Annotated in this window: 16 protein-coding genes and 1 riboswitch; of the genes, 2 read left to right on the forward strand and 14 right to left on the reverse strand. The window is 68.4% G+C overall.

What is annotated here, in order from left to right; all coding sequences use genetic code 11:
- Window positions 1-48: 48 nt before the first annotated feature.
- Window positions 49-549: a phosphatidylglycerophosphatase A gene (locus RKE25_RS18525; protein ID WP_311839563.1), complete on the reverse strand. Its 501-nt coding sequence runs from the start codon at window positions 547-549 to the stop codon at window positions 49-51.
- Window positions 546-1,529: a thiamine-phosphate kinase gene (gene thiL / locus RKE25_RS18530; RefSeq protein WP_311839564.1), complete on the reverse strand. Its 984-nt coding sequence runs from the start codon at window positions 1,527-1,529 to the stop codon at window positions 546-548. The genes RKE25_RS18525 and thiL overlap by 4 nt, the downstream gene beginning before the upstream one ends.
- A 142-nt stretch (window positions 1,530-1,671) precedes the next feature.
- Between thiL and RKE25_RS18535 the strand changes: the two genes are divergently transcribed.
- Window positions 1,672-2,148 carry a nuclear transport factor 2 family protein gene (locus RKE25_RS18535; protein ID WP_311839565.1) on the forward strand — a complete coding sequence of 159 codons (477 nt, stop codon included), beginning with the start codon at window positions 1,672-1,674 and terminating at the stop codon, window positions 2,146-2,148.
- Between the two features lie 140 nt (window positions 2,149-2,288).
- Here the strand turns inward: RKE25_RS18535 and RKE25_RS18540 are convergent, their stop codons facing one another.
- The 7 genes from RKE25_RS18540 to RKE25_RS18570 all read right to left on the reverse strand — a co-directional run bounded on the left by RKE25_RS18540 (window position 2,289) and on the right by RKE25_RS18570 (window position 7,910).
- Complete coding sequence (locus RKE25_RS18540; RefSeq protein WP_311839566.1) at window positions 2,289-2,822, reverse strand: GNAT family N-acetyltransferase; 534 nt, start codon at window positions 2,820-2,822, stop codon at window positions 2,289-2,291.
- Window positions 2,822-3,268 carry a transcription antitermination factor NusB gene (gene nusB / locus RKE25_RS18545; RefSeq protein WP_311839567.1) on the reverse strand — a complete coding sequence of 149 codons (447 nt, stop codon included), beginning with the start codon at window positions 3,266-3,268 and terminating at the stop codon, window positions 2,822-2,824. The genes RKE25_RS18540 and nusB overlap by 1 nt, the downstream gene beginning before the upstream one ends.
- The gene (gene ribE, locus RKE25_RS18550) at window positions 3,268-3,735 is read right to left on the reverse strand and encodes a 6,7-dimethyl-8-ribityllumazine synthase (protein WP_311842430.1); all 468 of its coding nucleotides are present in this window, start codon (window positions 3,733-3,735) and stop codon (window positions 3,268-3,270) included. The genes nusB and ribE overlap by 1 nt, the downstream gene beginning before the upstream one ends.
- A 39-nt stretch (window positions 3,736-3,774) precedes the next feature.
- Window positions 3,775-4,734 (reverse strand): muramoyltetrapeptide carboxypeptidase, encoded by a 960-nt coding sequence (ldcA, locus tag RKE25_RS18555; protein ID WP_311839568.1) that lies wholly within the window; start codon window positions 4,732-4,734, stop codon window positions 3,775-3,777.
- Between the two features lie 81 nt (window positions 4,735-4,815).
- Entirely contained in the window at window positions 4,816-5,907 is a 1,092-nt protein-coding gene (gene ribBA, locus RKE25_RS18560) for a bifunctional 3,4-dihydroxy-2-butanone-4-phosphate synthase/GTP cyclohydrolase II (RefSeq protein WP_311839569.1), read from the reverse strand.
- Between the two features lie 48 nt (window positions 5,908-5,955).
- A complete protein-coding gene (locus RKE25_RS18565; RefSeq protein WP_311839570.1) occupies window positions 5,956-6,597 on the reverse strand; it encodes a riboflavin synthase in 642 nt (213 codons plus the stop codon).
- A gap of 127 nt (window positions 6,598-6,724) precedes the next feature.
- Window positions 6,725-6,926: riboswitch (FMN riboswitch) on the reverse strand.
- A 78-nt stretch (window positions 6,927-7,004) separates the two neighbouring features.
- Window positions 7,005-7,910, reverse strand: coding sequence for a LysR substrate-binding domain-containing protein (locus RKE25_RS18570; RefSeq protein ID WP_311839571.1), 906 nt, complete (start codon window positions 7,908-7,910; stop codon window positions 7,005-7,007).
- A gap of 90 nt (window positions 7,911-8,000) precedes the next feature.
- Here RKE25_RS18570 and RKE25_RS18575 point away from each other — a divergent pair, with 90 nt between their 5' ends.
- Window positions 8,001-9,011 (forward strand): NAD(P)-dependent alcohol dehydrogenase, encoded by a 1,011-nt coding sequence (locus RKE25_RS18575; RefSeq protein ID WP_311839572.1) that lies wholly within the window; start codon window positions 8,001-8,003, stop codon window positions 9,009-9,011.
- Window positions 9,012-9,624: 613 nt separating this feature from the next.
- Here RKE25_RS18575 and RKE25_RS18580 read toward each other — a convergent pair.
- The 5 genes from RKE25_RS18580 to nrdR all read right to left on the reverse strand — a co-directional run bounded on the left by RKE25_RS18580 (window position 9,625) and on the right by nrdR (window position 14,057).
- Window positions 9,625-10,647, reverse strand: coding sequence for a Gfo/Idh/MocA family oxidoreductase (locus RKE25_RS18580; RefSeq protein ID WP_311839573.1), 1,023 nt, complete (start codon window positions 10,645-10,647; stop codon window positions 9,625-9,627).
- Window positions 10,644-11,486, reverse strand: coding sequence for a phytanoyl-CoA dioxygenase family protein (locus RKE25_RS18585; protein ID WP_311839574.1), 843 nt, complete (start codon window positions 11,484-11,486; stop codon window positions 10,644-10,646). The genes RKE25_RS18580 and RKE25_RS18585 overlap by 4 nt, the downstream gene beginning before the upstream one ends.
- 91 nt (window positions 11,487-11,577) lie before the next feature.
- Complete coding sequence (gene ribD, locus RKE25_RS18590) at window positions 11,578-12,642, reverse strand: bifunctional diaminohydroxyphosphoribosylaminopyrimidine deaminase/5-amino-6-(5-phosphoribosylamino)uracil reductase RibD (RefSeq protein WP_311842431.1); 1,065 nt, start codon at window positions 12,640-12,642, stop codon at window positions 11,578-11,580.
- 85 nt (window positions 12,643-12,727) lie between these two features.
- The gene (locus RKE25_RS18595; protein ID WP_311839575.1) at window positions 12,728-13,492 is read right to left on the reverse strand and encodes a hypothetical protein; all 765 of its coding nucleotides are present in this window, start codon (window positions 13,490-13,492) and stop codon (window positions 12,728-12,730) included.
- 49 nt (window positions 13,493-13,541) lie between these two features.
- A complete protein-coding gene (gene nrdR, locus RKE25_RS18600) occupies window positions 13,542-14,057 on the reverse strand; it encodes a transcriptional regulator NrdR (RefSeq protein ID WP_311839576.1) in 516 nt (171 codons plus the stop codon).
- Window positions 14,058-14,081 lie beyond the last annotated feature (24 nt).

A 14,081-nucleotide genomic window follows, 5' to 3' on the forward strand; every position in this document is an offset into this window, starting at 1 on the left:
CGACCCTCCGGGATCGGCCGTTTTTTTATGGGCAGGAACCCATGGGGATCAGCCGAACAGGGCGAGACCGCCCCACAACACCAGGGCCGCGAACAGACCGGCCACCGCGTCGTCCGCCATCACACCCAGCCCTCCTTTCCATCGCCGATCCAGCCATCCGATCGGCCAGGGCTTGGCCACGTCGAACAACCGGAACAGCGCGAAGCCCGCAAGAACCGCCCACCACGGCGCGAACAACGCCGGCACCAGGGCGATCCACTGACCGACGAACTCGTCCCAGACCAGACTGCGATGGTCGTCCACGCCCAGCGCGCGCCCGGCGATGCCGCAGGCCCATACGCCGAGCGCAAAGGCGAGGACAACGATGCCGATATACAGAGGCAGCGGCAGGTGGCGCAGCAGCAGCCAGGGCAGCAGCGCGGCCAGCGAACCGAAAGTGCCCTGCGCCTTCGGCGCGAGTCCGGAACCGAAGCCACAGGCGATCCAACCCGCGAGGGACGAAGTAAGCCGGCGGCGCTGCTCGGCGGTCAGGGTTTTCTTCTGAGTCATGCGGCGAAATGATCCCAGCCTTGGCGCATCGGTTCCAACCAGCGGCCGTCCTCGCCGCGCACGCGCACACCCTCGCCTTCGACGATGCGACCGATCCGCGTCGCTCCGCAACCCAGCCGTGCCAGATCGGCCTGCACCTCGGCGGCTCGCGAAGCAGGCACGGTGAAGCAGAGCTCGTAGTCGTCGCCTCCGCTCAATGCGAAGTCGCGTGCAGATGCTTCGTCGAACAACGCCAGCAGTGCCGGCGAACGCGGCAGCAGTGCGCTTTCGATTTCCGCGCCGACACCGCTGGCTTCGCACAAGTGGTTCAGGTCGGCGAGCAATCCGTCCGATACATCCAGGCATGCGCTGGCGCGGTCACGCAAAGCCAAGCCCGCCGCGATGCGCGGCGCGGGCCGATGCAGACGCTCCACCAGGTAGGCGCCCTGGGCGCCATGGCGATCCTCCTGCCCGCCGCGCTGCAGAAGATGCAGGCCCGCGGCCGCATCGCCCAGGGTGCCGGTGACCATGACCACGTCGCCCAGCTTGGCGCCAGCACGGCGCAAAGCCTTGCCCGGCGGCACGAATCCATGCACCGCCACGCTGATCACCAGCGGACCGCTCGTCGTATCCCCGCCCACCAGCGCCAGCCGGTGCGGTTGCGCGAGCTGTGCAAAGCCGTCTGCGAAATCGTCGATGAAGTGGCTCCGCTCTGCGGCCGATCCGTCGCGCGGCAAGGTCAAGGCCAGCAGCGCCCAGGCGGGCGTGGCACCCATCGCGGCGAGGTCGGAGAGATTCACGGCCAGCGATTTCCAGCCGAGATCCGCTGGCGCCGTGCCGCGCAGGAAGTGCACGCCTTCCACCATGGTGTCGATCGCCACCGCCAGCTCCTGCCCTTCGGGCACCGCCAGCAGCGCCGCGTCGTCGCCGATACCCAGGCGCACGTCGTCACGCCCCTGTGCGGTGCGCTCGCGAATGCGGTCGATGAGGCGAAATTCCATAAGCGGCTCGAGAAGGTCGATAACGCCGGCAAGCAGACCACCCGCGTCCGCGCCGCGCAAGCGCTGCCCCTGCCGGTGGTCATGCAGGCGGGCCTGCGGTGCGTCGCTAGAATCCGGTAGACCTAGCTGCGGAGGCCCGCCCATGCACGTCCGTCGATTCTCGCCGTTCCGTTCATTGCTTCCCGCCTGCGCCGCTCTGGCCGCGCTGGCGACCGCCCCGCTCCATGCCGCCACGCCGGAAGAAAAAGCCGTGCTCGCGCCCTTCCAGGCGCTGCTCGACGGCATCGGCAAGCGCGACCACGAGATGATGCGCGCCGCCCTGCTTCCCGGCGGCATGATCACGCTCACTCGCCCCGAGAAGACGACCCAGCTGCATTTCGATGCCTTCATCGACCACGTGCCGACCAGCGGCACGCAGAAACTGGAAGAGCGCATCCACGACCCGCTGGTGAAGATCGACGACAACATCGCGATGATCTGGGCGCCGTACGAGTTCCTCATCGACGGCAAGGTGGATCATTGCGGCACCGACATCGCGCACCTGGTGAAGCGCGACGGGAAATGGCTGATCGCGGGCATCGCGGACAATGGCCGGAAAGAGTGCGGAACAAGTAAATAGCACTGCGTTCCCGGCGCGCCATCATCGGCCCGCCGGCCTTTTCCCGCTGGAAGAGTGTTCCACGATAACTTCACTAGCCCTCCCCTTTCGGGGAGAGGGCTAGAACAGCGGCCGGGCGGGACGCAGGCCCCGCACCCATGCTAACGGCGGAAAACGATCGTCGGCTCGCCGTGGTACACGCTGCGCTGCCACTCGCTGAACCCGGCTCTTTCGGCCACGCGGATCGAAGCCAGGTTGTCCGGTGCGATGATGCACACGGCGCGCATCTGCGGCAGCGTGGCGGACGCCCATGCGGTCGCCGCCGCGACGGCTTCGCTGGCGTAGCCCTTGCCGTGTACGGCCGGCGACAGAACCCAGCCGAATTCGAGCATTCCAACCAGCGACGGATCGAATTCGCGCCGGAAATCGGCGAAGCCGACATCGCCGACGTAATGTCCGCCGTCCTTCTCTTCCACGGCCCAGTAGCCGTATCCCAGCATGCCCCACAGGCCGCGCGAGGCCAGCATGCGCCGCCAGGTTTCCTCGCTGGAGAACGGGCGTCCGCCGATGAATCGCGTCACCAGCGGATCGCTCCACAGAGCCGTGCAGGCCGGGTGATCGTCCGGGTGATGCGCGCGCAGCCGGAGCCGCGCGGTCTCCAGCACCGGCACCTCGCTGACCGGCGCGGCGGCCATCAGCCCTTCTTTTCCACCGCGCGCAGCTGCGCGGCCAGCTTGTCCAGCACGCCGTTGACGTAGCTGTGGCCGTGGTCGGCGCCGAAGCGCTTGGTGACTTCGATGGCTTCGTTGATCACCACGCGGTACGGCACGTCCGGGCGGTACTTCAGCTCGTAGGCCGCCATGCGCAGCGCAGCGCGCTCGATCGGGTCGATCTGGTCGATCTCGCGATCGACGTACGGCTTGAGGCTCTCGTCGATGGCGGCGAGGTTGTGCTCCACGCCGTGCAGCAGGTCCTCGAAATAATCGAGGTCGGCCACTTCCATGTCCTGCTCGTGCTGGAACTGCTGGATCACCGAATCGATGCCGCTCCCGCTGAGCTGCCACGCATACAGCGCCTGCAGCGCGCGGCGGCGGGCGCGCGAGCGCGCGGCCAGGTCGATGCCGTCGGTACGAGGGTTCATCACAGCTTTCCGTAAAGGTTGACCATCTCCAGCACGGCCATGGCGGCGTCGGCGCCCTTGTTGCCGGCCTTGGTGCCGGAACGCTCGATGGCCTGCTCGATGGTGTCGGTGGTCAGCACGCCGAAGGCGACCGGCACGCCGGAGCTGTAGGCGGACTGGGCCAGGCCCTTGGCGCACTCGCCGGCGACGAAGTCGAAATGCGGCGTGGAACCGCGGATGACTGCGCCCAGCGCAATGACCGCGGCGTACTTGCCGGAGTTGGCCAGCTTGTGGGCGGCCAGCGCGATTTCCCAGGCACCCGGCACACGGACCAGGTCGATGGCCTCGTCCTGCACGCCGTGGCGCACCAGCGCGTCGCGCGCGCCGGCCACCAACGCCTCGACCACGAAGCCGTTGAAACGGCCGGCGACGATGGCAAAGCGGCCCTTGGGCGTGGAGAAATCGCCTTCGATGATATTCATGGGTATGCGTTTCCTGGGCAGGTCGGCCCGTGAGGGCCAGCTATTTTACGGGATTTGGGGCAGCGTGCCCGGGTCCGGCCGGGACTCGGCCGCGGCCAGGTGCGGGTAGCCGCCGAAGGACAGCCTGGCCTCCCCGTCGGCCACGCGCAGGCGCGCGGCCGCGCCAAACGGCAGGGTGAACTTGTCCGGCTCGTGGCCGAACGGCAGCTCCCGGACCACCGGCACCCGCGCCGCGCGGCCGATCTGGTCGAACGCGGCATCGAGGTCGTAGCCATTGTCGTAGGCGGCCGGCCGGCACTGGCTGAAATGGCCCAGCACCAGGGCCTGCTGCCGGTCGAGCACGCCGGACAGATGCAGTTGGTACAGCAGCCGCTCGATGCGGTAAGGCGGTTCGCCTACATCCTCGACGAACAGGATGCCGCCCTCGATGCGCGGAAAGTACGGCGTACCGATCAGGCTGCACAGCACGGCGAGGTTGCCGCCCCAGAGGGGACCCTCGACGTCCAGTTCCTCTTCGCGGGGCGTCGCCCAGATCGCGGTCGACTGCGGCCCGGCCACGGTGCGCCAGAAATGCTCCCACATCAGCGGATGAAGCTCGGGGGCGCCGAAATCCGCGCCCAGCATGGGGCCGCCGAAAGTGACCAGGCCGCTTTGCGCGTACAGCGCCAGCTGGATCGCCGTGAAGTCGCTATGCCCGACCAGCACCGTGGCGGTATCGGCCAGCCGCTCGCGCAGCGCGCCATAGTCGAGCTGTTCGAGCAGGCGGGTGGCTCCATAGCCGCCGCGGATCGCCAGGACGATGTCCGGCAGTTCGTCCAGGCTGGCCAGCGCATTGAGGTCGGCCACGCGCTGGTCGTCCGAACCGGCGTAGCGCAGTTCGGCACGATCAAGCACGTCCAGACCCTCCAGCGTGCAGCCGGCTGCGCGCAGCCGCGCAATGCCGCGCTTCACCGCCGCGTGGTCGTGGGGGTAGCCGGAGGGAGCGATCAATCGGATGACGGTCATGGGATGGGCGGGCGGTGAGGAAGGCGCCAGTATGCCGCGCGCGCCGTGGCCGCCACGTGGCGGCGCACGGCGCAGGACGGGTCAGACGTGCTCGACGACTTCCAGGCCGAAGCCGCCCAGGCCGACCAGCTTGCGCGGCGTGCCCAGCACGCGCAGCCGATGCACGCCCAGGTCCGCCAGCATCTGCGCGCCCAGGCCGAGCTGACGCCATTCCTGCTGCTGGGCCTCCTCAGGCGCTTGTGCCGACGGTTGGCGACTCAGGCGCCGCAGCAGCGCGTCGGGGGTGTCTTCGCCGGAGAGCACCAGCAGTACGCCCCGTCCTTCGTCAGCGATGCGGCGCAGCGCGGAAGTGACGGTCAGGCCCAGGTCCTCGCGCTGCAGGTGGAGCACGTCCGACAAGGTATTGCGCACGTGCACGCGGGTGAGCACCGGCGCGCCATCGTTGACCTTGCCGCGGACCAGCGCGAAGTGCAGGCCGTGGCGGATCGCGTCGCGGTACGCCACCAGGCGGAACGGCCCGAATTCGGTCGCGACTTCTTCCTCGTGCACGCGCTGCACGGTCTTCTCGGTTTCCAGGCGGTAGCGGATCAGGTCGGCGATAGTGCCGATCTTCAGGCCGTGCCTCTTCGCGAAGACCTCCAGTTCCGGCCGGCGCGCCATCGAGCCGTCCTCGTGCAGGATCTCGATCAGCACTGCGGACGGCTCCAGCCCGGCCAAGGCGGCCAGATCGCAGCCCGCTTCTGTATGGCCGGCGCGGGTGAGCACGCCGCCGGGCTGCGCCGTGAGCGGGAAGATGTGGCCGGGCTGCGAGAGGTCTTGCGGCTTGGCATCCGACTTCACCGCCACCTGGATGGTGCGCGCGCGATCGTGCGCCGAAATGCCGGTGGTGACGCCTTCGGCGGCTTCGATCGAGACGGTGAAGTTGGTGTGGTACGGCGAGGTGTTGTCGCTGACCATCGGGCGCAGGCCGAGCTGCCGCGTGCGCTGCTCGGTAAGCGTGAGGCACACCAGGCCGCGCGCCTCGCGCACCATGAAATTGATGTCCTCGGGCCGCACCATCTGCGCGGCCATGATCAGGTCGCCTTCGTTCTCGCGGTCCTCGTCGTCGAGAATCACGACCATGCGGCCGGCGCGGATGTCTTCCAGGATCTCTGGGATGGTGTTGAAAGCCATGGGTGTTCCTTGGGGGATGCGCCGCCGCGCGGCAGCGGCGCGGGGAAGTCAGGCGAAGCCGTGCTGCTTGAGGAAGTTTTCGTCCAGCCGCGGCGGCTCGCCGCTGCCGATCAGGCGCTCGATGTAGCGCGCCACCACGTCCACTTCCAGGTTGACGGCGTCGCCGGGGCGGCGCGTCTTGAACGCGGTGTGCTCGACCGTGTGCGGGATCAGGTTCACGCCGAAACGATGCCCGTTCACCTCATTGACCGTGAGGCTGGTGCCGTCGATGCAGATCGAGCCCTTGGCGGCGATGTAGCGCGCGAGGTTCGCGGGCGCCTCGAACACCCAGCGCAGCGAGCGTCCGTCCGGCGTCACCGAGACCACCTTGCCCACGCCGTCGACGTGGCCGGACACAAGATGTCCGCCGAGCCGGTCGGCCAGGCGCAGCGCCTTTTCGAGGTTCACCGGATCGCCGGCCTTGTGCTTGCCGAGCGTGGTGAGCGAAAGGGTCTCGTTGGAGACGTCCGCGCTGAAGCCGCGCGGCTCCAGCGTCACGGCGGTCAGGCAGACGCCGGAGACGGCGATGCTGTCGCCCAGTTGCACGTCGGCAAGGTCGAGGTCGGCGGTGTCGACGTACAAGCGCACGTCGCCGCCGCGCGGTTCGAGCCGCGCGATGCGGCCCACGCTCTGGATGATGCCGGTGAACATCAGCGCACCTCCTGCACGGAGGCGATGGCAAAACGAGTTGTGTCAGTCATGAAACGTTTCCCGCCTGGTGTCTGCGAAAAACGCCCCAAGGCGCATGGCAGGCGCACGCCCGCGAAGGCGTCCGCCGTACCGTCTTCTCTCATCCGGACTTTCCGGAAGTCCCTTCGCCGAGCAGCGCGAAGGCTTCCGACCGTCGGCTCCGGCATCGGACCGGATCTGCTGACCTTTTGCTCTTGGAGCAAAAGCGCTCGCGGGCTCGTGTCGTCCGCCCTTGCGGGCCTTCTTCACCTACCGCCGGTGGGGAATTTCACCCCGCCCTGAAGACGTCGTTGTGGTTTGGATGCCGGCGAACCGGCGGCCGGGAGTCTAGCACCGGCGGGCGTTCGCCGGGATGGACGGTCTGTCGCCTACCGCAGCTCGGCGGCCAGGTAGTCGATCAGCGCACGCAGGGCCGGCGCGCGATCCGCACCCGGCAGCCAGACCAGCTGGATCGGCGACACACTCAGATCCCAGGCCGGCAGCACCCGCGCCAATCGCCCTGCGGCGATCAGCTCATCGGCCATGTAGTCACCCTGGATGCCGATGCCCACGCCCGCCAGCAAGGCCTCGCGGGTAGCGGTGGAGTCGTTGCAGGTCAGCACCGGGTCTACGCGCACGGAGCGCCGGCGGCGCCCCTGGCTGAACTGCCAGAGCGTGCCCGTGCGCAGGCCGCTGAACGCGACGCAACGGTGTGCCTTGAGTTCGGCTGGGTCCATCAGCGCAGGAGCCGAGGCGAGGTAGGACGGCGCGGCACACAGATAGCGGCGCATGTCGCCCACGCGCCGGGCCACCAGTTGCGCATCCGCCAGGCGACCCACGCGGATGGCGAGATCGATGCGGCCGGCGACGAGATCGGCATAGGCGTCGTCGTACACCGCTTCGATGCGGATCTGCGGATGACCCGCCATGAACCGGGCCAGCACCGGCGCCACGCACAGGCGCCCGTACGCCGCGGGCAGATGCACGCACAACCGGCCGGACGGCTCGCCGCCGCGCGGGCGCAGATCCGCGGCGAGGTCGAGCATCACCATTTCCAGGCGCTCGCAGTGCGCCAGCAACTGCTCCCCGCGCGGCGTGAGCGTCATGCGTCGCGTGGTGCGCAGGAACAGCTTGCCGCCCACGGCTTCCTCCAGCGACGCGATACGCCGGCTCAGCACCGACGGCGTGCACCCCGCCTCCCGCGCGGCGCGGGAAAAATTGAGCAGGCGTGCGGCGATGGCGAAACCACGCAGTTCACGCAGGCGGCCGGGAGTGAGCTCGAACGATTGATTCATGGGATGAATAAAAGATGTGCTTTGCCGAAGGATTATCACCCTTCGCAAGCAGGCGGACCATGGCGCCATTCCCAACCCGCGGAGCCCTCCATGCGCGCCTATCAGCTCAACGCCTTCGGCATCGACCATCTCCAGCTCACCGAACAGCCGGCACCCCGTCCCGGCCCGGGCCAGGTGCTGGTGAAGATGGAAGCCGCCTCCCTCAATTTCCGCGACCACCTGCTGGTGAACGGCACGCTCTACCGCGACGTCGCGCTTCCGCTGACCCCCGTCTCCGACGGCGCCGGCACCGTACTGGAAGTCGGCGAAGGCGTGACCCGCTTCCGCCCAGGCGACCGCGTCACCACCTTCTACAAGGCCCGCTGGCTCGCCGGCGCCATGCGTCCGGAATGGGAAGGCGCCGACCTCGGCGGCCCCGGCCCCGGTGCCATGCGCGAACTGGCGTGCTACGACGCCTACACGCTGGCCCGCACGCCATCGCACATGAGCGCACTGCAGGCCGCCACCCTCCCCATCGCCGCGCTCACCGCCTGGACCGCACTGGAACAGGCACACGTCACCGCGGGCCAGACCGTCCTGCTGCTTGGCACCGGCGGCGTTTCCCTGTTCGCGATGCAGTTGGCGAAAGCCCGCGGCGCGAAGGTGATCCTGCTTTCCTCCAGCGACGAGAAGCTGGAACGCGCCAAGACGCTCGGCACGGACATCGGCATCAACTACGCCCGCCATCCAGCCTGGGCGCCCCTGGTCCGGGAAGCCACGGACGGACGCGGCGCGGATACCGTCATCGAAACCGTAGGCGCCTCCACGTTCCGCCAATCGGTACAAGCCACGGCGATGCACGGCTTCATCGGCATCGTCGGCTTCATGGGCGGACGCGAGGCCGAGGTGCCGCTGGTCGACGCCATCCTCAAGCGCATCCACCTCCAGGGCATCTCCGTCGCGTCGCTCGAAGATCACGAAAAGATGGTGCGCGCCCTGGAGGCCATCCAACTGCAGCCGGTACTCGATGCGGTCTACGGCTTTGGCGAACTACGGGCGGCGTTCGAGCATCTGGCGGGCGGGAAGCATTTTGGGAAGATCGGTATTGATTTCACTAAGTGAGGGGGCGGCCGCTGATCTCTGCGGCGTCAGGTGCTGGTTTGCCATCGATACGTTCGGACGAGCCCCGGCCCCTCATCCCGCCTTCTCCCCGGAGGGGAGAAGGAGAAGTGATGGACCGAGGCGAAAACCAAACAAGAGCGAGCGAAGCGACGCCCCGTGCCGCTCTTGATCTCCCGGGTTCCCTTCGCGGCGGTGAGGGCTGGACGATCAGGCCGCCGCAGGCGGGCGGGGACAGGATGTCCCCGCCTTTTCGATCAGGGCAGGATGCCCTGTCGAAAAGCCCGGCCAGCCCTCAACGCACCCGGAGGTGGCGAAGGCCACCGGAGGGCGCCGCGCAGGGTGCCCTTCTTCTTGGTTACTTCTTCTCGTGGTCCCCCTTGAGGGGATGGGCAAGCAAGAAGAAGTAACTCGCTCTCCGGCAGGAGAGCGAAATCCTCGCCCCGGAGGGGCGAGACACGACTGGCGACCACGTCGCGACAACCGAGCCGAGTCGCCACTGGCTTCCGACTACGCCGGAATGACGAGAGTGAGAGTGCAAGGCGACCCTTAGCTCCCGTTGGGCTTCGCAAGCTCCCCCCAACCTACCGCAACCCGCGATAACAACTGCCCCCCCCTAAACCCCAATAACCTGCCCCGTCCCCCGCCGATACGCCCGCAACACCTGATCCATCACCCAACTCGTCCGCGCCCCGCTCTCCGCCGTCGACGGACACACACCCCGTTCCCCCAGCAACTCCCGCACGATCGTCTCGATCAGCGGCTGCTGGATGTGCGCCGGGTTCGCCACGCGATATTCGCGCGCCCCCTCCTTCGTCTCGACGACGATCGGCCCGTCGCCGAACGTCGCGAATCGCATGCTTCCGCGGTCGCCGATCACCTCGATGCAGTCGTGATGCCGGTAGCTGTCGAAATTCCACAGCCCCGTGCCCAACACGCCGCTGTCGAAAGCGAAGGACATCGCCACCGTGTCTTCCGGCGGATAGGCCCCAAGCTGATTGGAAGCGCGCCCTTCCGCCGACACGATCGGCCCGAACAGCCAGTCGAGGATGTCCAGCGTGTGGCAGCCGATGTCCATGAACACGCCGCCGCCCGAGATCGCCGGTACCACGTGCCACGGCAGGTTGCCGCGGTCGTGGTAGCGCGGATGATGCGGCTCGTACAGCACGGTGTTGACGATGCGTGGCGCGCCGATCGCCTGCGCGTCGAACAGCAGCTCGCGCACCTTGTGGAAGCGCGGCAGCATGCGGCGGTAATAGGCGACGAACACCGGTACGTTCGCTTCGCGCCCCGCACGCAAAATGGCCTCGCACTCGGCATGATCCAGCGCCATCGGCTTCTCCACGTAAACCGGCTTACCCGCGGCGATGCTCATCAACGCGTAGGTTTTGTGCGTGGAAGGCGGTGTGGCGACGTAAACGGCATTCACTTCGGCGTCGGCGATCAGGGCGGCCGCATCGTCGTACCAGCGGGGCACACCGTGGCGTTGCGCATAGTCCTTCGCCTTCGCGCCATCGCGGCGCATCACCGCCACCAGCGACGAATGCGGCGCCTTCTGGAAGCCGGGGCCGCTTTTCACTTCGGTCACGTTGCCGCAGCCGATGATGCCCCAACGGATCTGGTGCGCTTCGCCGCTCATCGGATCTCGAACTCCTTGTTGATGAATTGCTGGTGCCAGGCGTGGTACTGGTCGACTTCCGGATGGCGCGCGCGCTCGGCGATATGGATTTCCAGCGCGGCGCGCACGTCCGGGGCAAGCGTGGCGAGATAACCCGGCGTGTACTCACGGTGGTCGAGCACGCCGAAGTGACAGGTCGGCGCATGCCGCGCCGAATGAAAACCGAGGTGGATGGTGATGCGTCGCTCCGCCAGCACGCCGGCATAGCCTCGGTGCACCGCGTAGTTGTTGTAGAACACCGCCTGGCCCGGCCGCAGCACCAGCTGCACGCCGTTGGCCAGTTCCGGTTGCGCGTCGACCGGCGCGATGCGCGGATCGGCGCCGAAGATCCGGCGCTCGGCCTCATCGTAGGGGCGCCGATGGCTGCCGGGCACGATCCACAGGCAGGGATCCGGCGTCAGCGGGATGTTCACCTGCACGTAGTTGTAGCGATAGTCGTCGCTGAACCAGCGCGGATCGATCTGTTCGTCGGGCACCTGCATCAGGTCGCGATGCCAGCCCTGGCGGTAGTCCACGCCCGCGTCCGCGTAGAACAGCGAGGCGCCGTCGATCACGATGTCCTCGCCCAGCAGATCCGCAGCAATCGCGCGCAGCGAGGGCTGGCAGATCACATCCTGGATGGCGCGCACATCCTTGCCCGGTTGCAGGAACTGCAGGTTCATCATGCGGCCTCGCTCGCCGCGCTCGGCACGCGCCCGCTCGACACCGGTCACATAGCGCGCCACGTCGTCCGCGCCGAGCGCGTCGCAGATCACGTAACCCTGGGTACGGAACTGTTCGCGCTCCGCCGCGGTAAGCATGCCGCGCACTCCTCGATGCTCGCCGGCGCCCGCGGCGCCTTCAGGCGGGCGATTCTGGGCGCCGCTTTCCGGGTGGTCAAATCCGGCGCGGTCAGCCGCGGTCGGGACGAAGCAGCAGGCGCAGGTCGCTGCCCAGCATGCGCTGGTCGACCGTGCGCAGGTTCCAGCGCGCACCCATGTCCTGCAGCAGCGGCAGGTGCAGCAGTGGCCGCGCGGCATCGCCGAGCAGCAGCGGCGCCACGTAGAGCAGCAGTTCGTCCGCCAGCCCGGCCGCCAGCAGCGCGCCGCACAAGGTGGGGCCGGCTTCCACGTGCAATTCGTTGCAGCCGCGCTCGGCCAGCAAGGCCAGTGCCTGGCGCAGGTCGAGCCTGCCATCCGACACGTCCAGTGCCGCGCGCTGCACGCGCTCGAGATGGGTGGGAACGACGGCACCGGCCGCATGCAGCAGCAACGTGGGCACGCTGCCGTCCAGCACGTGGCTCCCCGCCGGCGTCCGCAGGGCGCGGTCAAGCACGACGCGCAGCGGCGGCGCGAACGCTTCGTTGGCGGGCAGGCGCACGGTCAACCGCGGATCGTCCGCCAGCACCGTGCCGCTACCGGTGAGGATGGCCGAGCTGCGCGCGCGCCAGCGCTGCACGTCGGCGCGCGCGGCTTCGCCCGTGATCCACTTCGACTCCCCGTTCGCCAGCGCGGTGCGTCCGTCCAGGCTCATCGCCAGCTTCACGCGCACCCAGGGGCGACCGCGTTCGATGCGACTGAAGAAGCCCACGTTGAGCGTACGCGCGGCCTCGCGCATCAGCCCTGTGTCGACGGCGATGCCAGCGGCGCGCAGCTTGCCGATACCGCGACCGTCCACCTGGGGAAAGGGATCTTCCGCGGCGATCACCACACGTGCAATGCCGGCGGCGATCAGCGCATCGGCGCATGGCGGCGTACGCCCATGGTGCGCGCACGGTTCCAGGGTGACGTAGGCGGTGGCGCCGCGGGCCCGCTCCCCGGCCGCGCGCAGGGCGAACACTTCGGCATGCGGCTCGCCCGCGCGTGGATGGAAGCCCTCGCCGACGACTTCTTCGCCATGCGCGATCACGCACCCGACGCGCGGGTTCGGCTGGGTGGTGAACAGCCCACGCTCGGCCAGGCGCAACGCGCGCGCCATCAGAAGGTGATCGAGAGCTGCGAAAGCGGGGCTGGACATCGACGTCCCCTTGGGAGTGGGACGGCAGAGTTTAGGGGAACGGCGCTCAGCGCCGCTCGTAGCGGCCGATCACGCCCTGCCCCAGGTTGGCGCTCAGCCGCCCCGGCCCCATCACCTCCAGCTCCATGCGCCGAAAGGCCGCCGATGCGGCGCGGCGATCCACGGCGGTATCCGTGTCGATCAGGAACAGGCGGCGCCCGGCCTCTTCGTTCGCGAACCATTGCACGGGGGCGTCCGGGCGGGAGCTACCCACGCCGACGCGGCGGACGGCCGGCATGCCGGTTCGTACAAAACGCGCGCGGCCGCCTTGGTCCACGGGAAGCGAGGTGCGCTGGCCGTCCGCGTACTCGACCCAGATCGACGCGCCTTCCGGCGCATGGCCCAGCGCCACGACGACGGTGTCGCCCTGCGCGCCCTCGTCGGGATCCGTGGGGGGAACCGGCTGGAGGCTCTCCGGGCTGCTGCTGCCGTCGACCGACACGCGCTTGAGCAACCGCAGGCCCGATTCGCCGGCCCGGGCCGTTTCCAGCACCACTTGCCGGTCGCTACGGCGCCAGCAGCCCTGGGCGCGGGCATCCGAGGCGCCATACGCCAGCAGGTATTCGAAACGGCCATCGGCGCGCAGCAGCAGTTCGGAGCCGACGTCATCGCCGTCGAGGTAATAGTGGCCGGCCAGTGCGGGATCGGCGGGGCCGCATCGCACGACGCCGGCGGCGGGTGCGTTGGCTGCCATGACGGTACCCAGCAGGAGCGCGCCGAACGAGAGTTTCGCCGCGGCCGCGGTCTTGGACCCGAATGCCTGGTGTCGCATGTGTTCCTCCTTGAATCGCGCCGCGGGCGACCCTGCCCGCGCTCATCCGTTATTTCTTGCGCCTGGCGCCGCCCTCGCCGAGCAGCGACAGCTGCAGGTTTTCCAGGCCGGGAAGATCGCGCTCGAGCTTCTCGATTTCCTCGCGGAACGCCTGCACGTCTTCGAACTTACGGTACACGGAGGCAAACCGCACATACGCGACCTGGTCGAGCTTCTTGAGCTCGCGCATCACCAGCTCGCCCACCTGCCGGGAGGGTATTTCGCGCTCCCCGCTCTTGCGCAAGTCGTTGACGATGGTGCGCACCGCCACGTCCACCGCGTCGCTCGCCACCGGACGCTTCTGCAGCGCGCGCTCGAAGCTCACGCGCAGCTTGCGCTCGTCGAAGCTCTCGCGCCGCTCGCCGCTCTTGACGATGGCCGGCAGTTTCAGCTCCGCGGTTTCGAAGGTATTGAAGCGCTCGCCGCATTGTGGGCATTCGCGCCGCCGACGCACCGTGGTGCCGTCGTCGGCCAGACGCGAATCGATCACGCGGGTGTCTTCATGCTGACAAAAAGGGCAATGCATGGGGCGCCATTAGACGTTCAGTCG

It is taken from the genome of Dyella sp. BiH032 (assembly GCF_031954525.1).
Lineage (GTDB): Bacteria > Pseudomonadota > Gammaproteobacteria > Xanthomonadales > Rhodanobacteraceae > Dyella_D.

Excerpts from the sequence above, each read along its gene's own strand:
- RKE25_RS18570 (WP_311839571.1), bottom strand. The coding sequence starts at position 7,910 with ATGAATCAATCGTTCGAGCTCACTCCCGGCCGCCTGCGTGAACTGCGT.
- RKE25_RS18565 (WP_311839570.1), bottom strand. The coding sequence starts at position 6,597 with ATGTTCACCGGCATCATCCAGAGCGTGGGCCGCATCGCGCGGCTCGAA.
- RKE25_RS18525 (WP_311839563.1), bottom strand. The coding sequence starts at position 549 with ATGACTCAGAAGAAAACCCTGACCGCCGAGCAGCGCCGCCGGCTTACT.
- ldcA (WP_311839568.1), bottom strand. The coding sequence starts at position 4,734 with ATGACCGTCATCCGATTGATCGCTCCCTCCGGCTACCCCCACGACCAC.
- nrdR (WP_311839576.1), bottom strand. The coding sequence starts at position 14,057 with ATGCATTGCCCTTTTTGTCAGCATGAAGACACCCGCGTGATCGATTCG.
- RKE25_RS18585 (WP_311839574.1), bottom strand. The coding sequence starts at position 11,486 with ATGCTTACCGCGGCGGAGCGCGAACAGTTCCGTACCCAGGGTTACGTG.
- nusB (WP_311839567.1), bottom strand. The coding sequence starts at position 3,268 with ATGAACCCTCGTACCGACGGCATCGACCTGGCCGCGCGCTCGCGCGCC.
- ribBA (WP_311839569.1), bottom strand. The coding sequence starts at position 5,907 with ATGGCTTTCAACACCATCCCAGAGATCCTGGAAGACATCCGCGCCGGC.
- RKE25_RS18580 (WP_311839573.1), bottom strand. The coding sequence starts at position 10,647 with ATGAGCGGCGAAGCGCACCAGATCCGTTGGGGCATCATCGGCTGCGGC.
- RKE25_RS18535 (WP_311839565.1), top strand. The coding sequence starts at position 1,672 with ATGCACGTCCGTCGATTCTCGCCGTTCCGTTCATTGCTTCCCGCCTGC.
- ribD (WP_311842431.1), bottom strand. The coding sequence starts at position 12,642 with ATGGCGCGCGCGTTGCGCCTGGCCGAGCGTGGGCTGTTCACCACCCAG.
- RKE25_RS18595 (WP_311839575.1), bottom strand. The coding sequence starts at position 13,492 with ATGCGACACCAGGCATTCGGGTCCAAGACCGCGGCCGCGGCGAAACTC.
- thiL (WP_311839564.1), bottom strand. The coding sequence starts at position 1,529 with ATGGAATTTCGCCTCATCGACCGCATTCGCGAGCGCACCGCACAGGGG.
- RKE25_RS18540 (WP_311839566.1), bottom strand. The coding sequence starts at position 2,822 with ATGGCCGCCGCGCCGGTCAGCGAGGTGCCGGTGCTGGAGACCGCGCGG.
- RKE25_RS18575 (WP_311839572.1), top strand. The coding sequence starts at position 8,001 with ATGCGCGCCTATCAGCTCAACGCCTTCGGCATCGACCATCTCCAGCTC.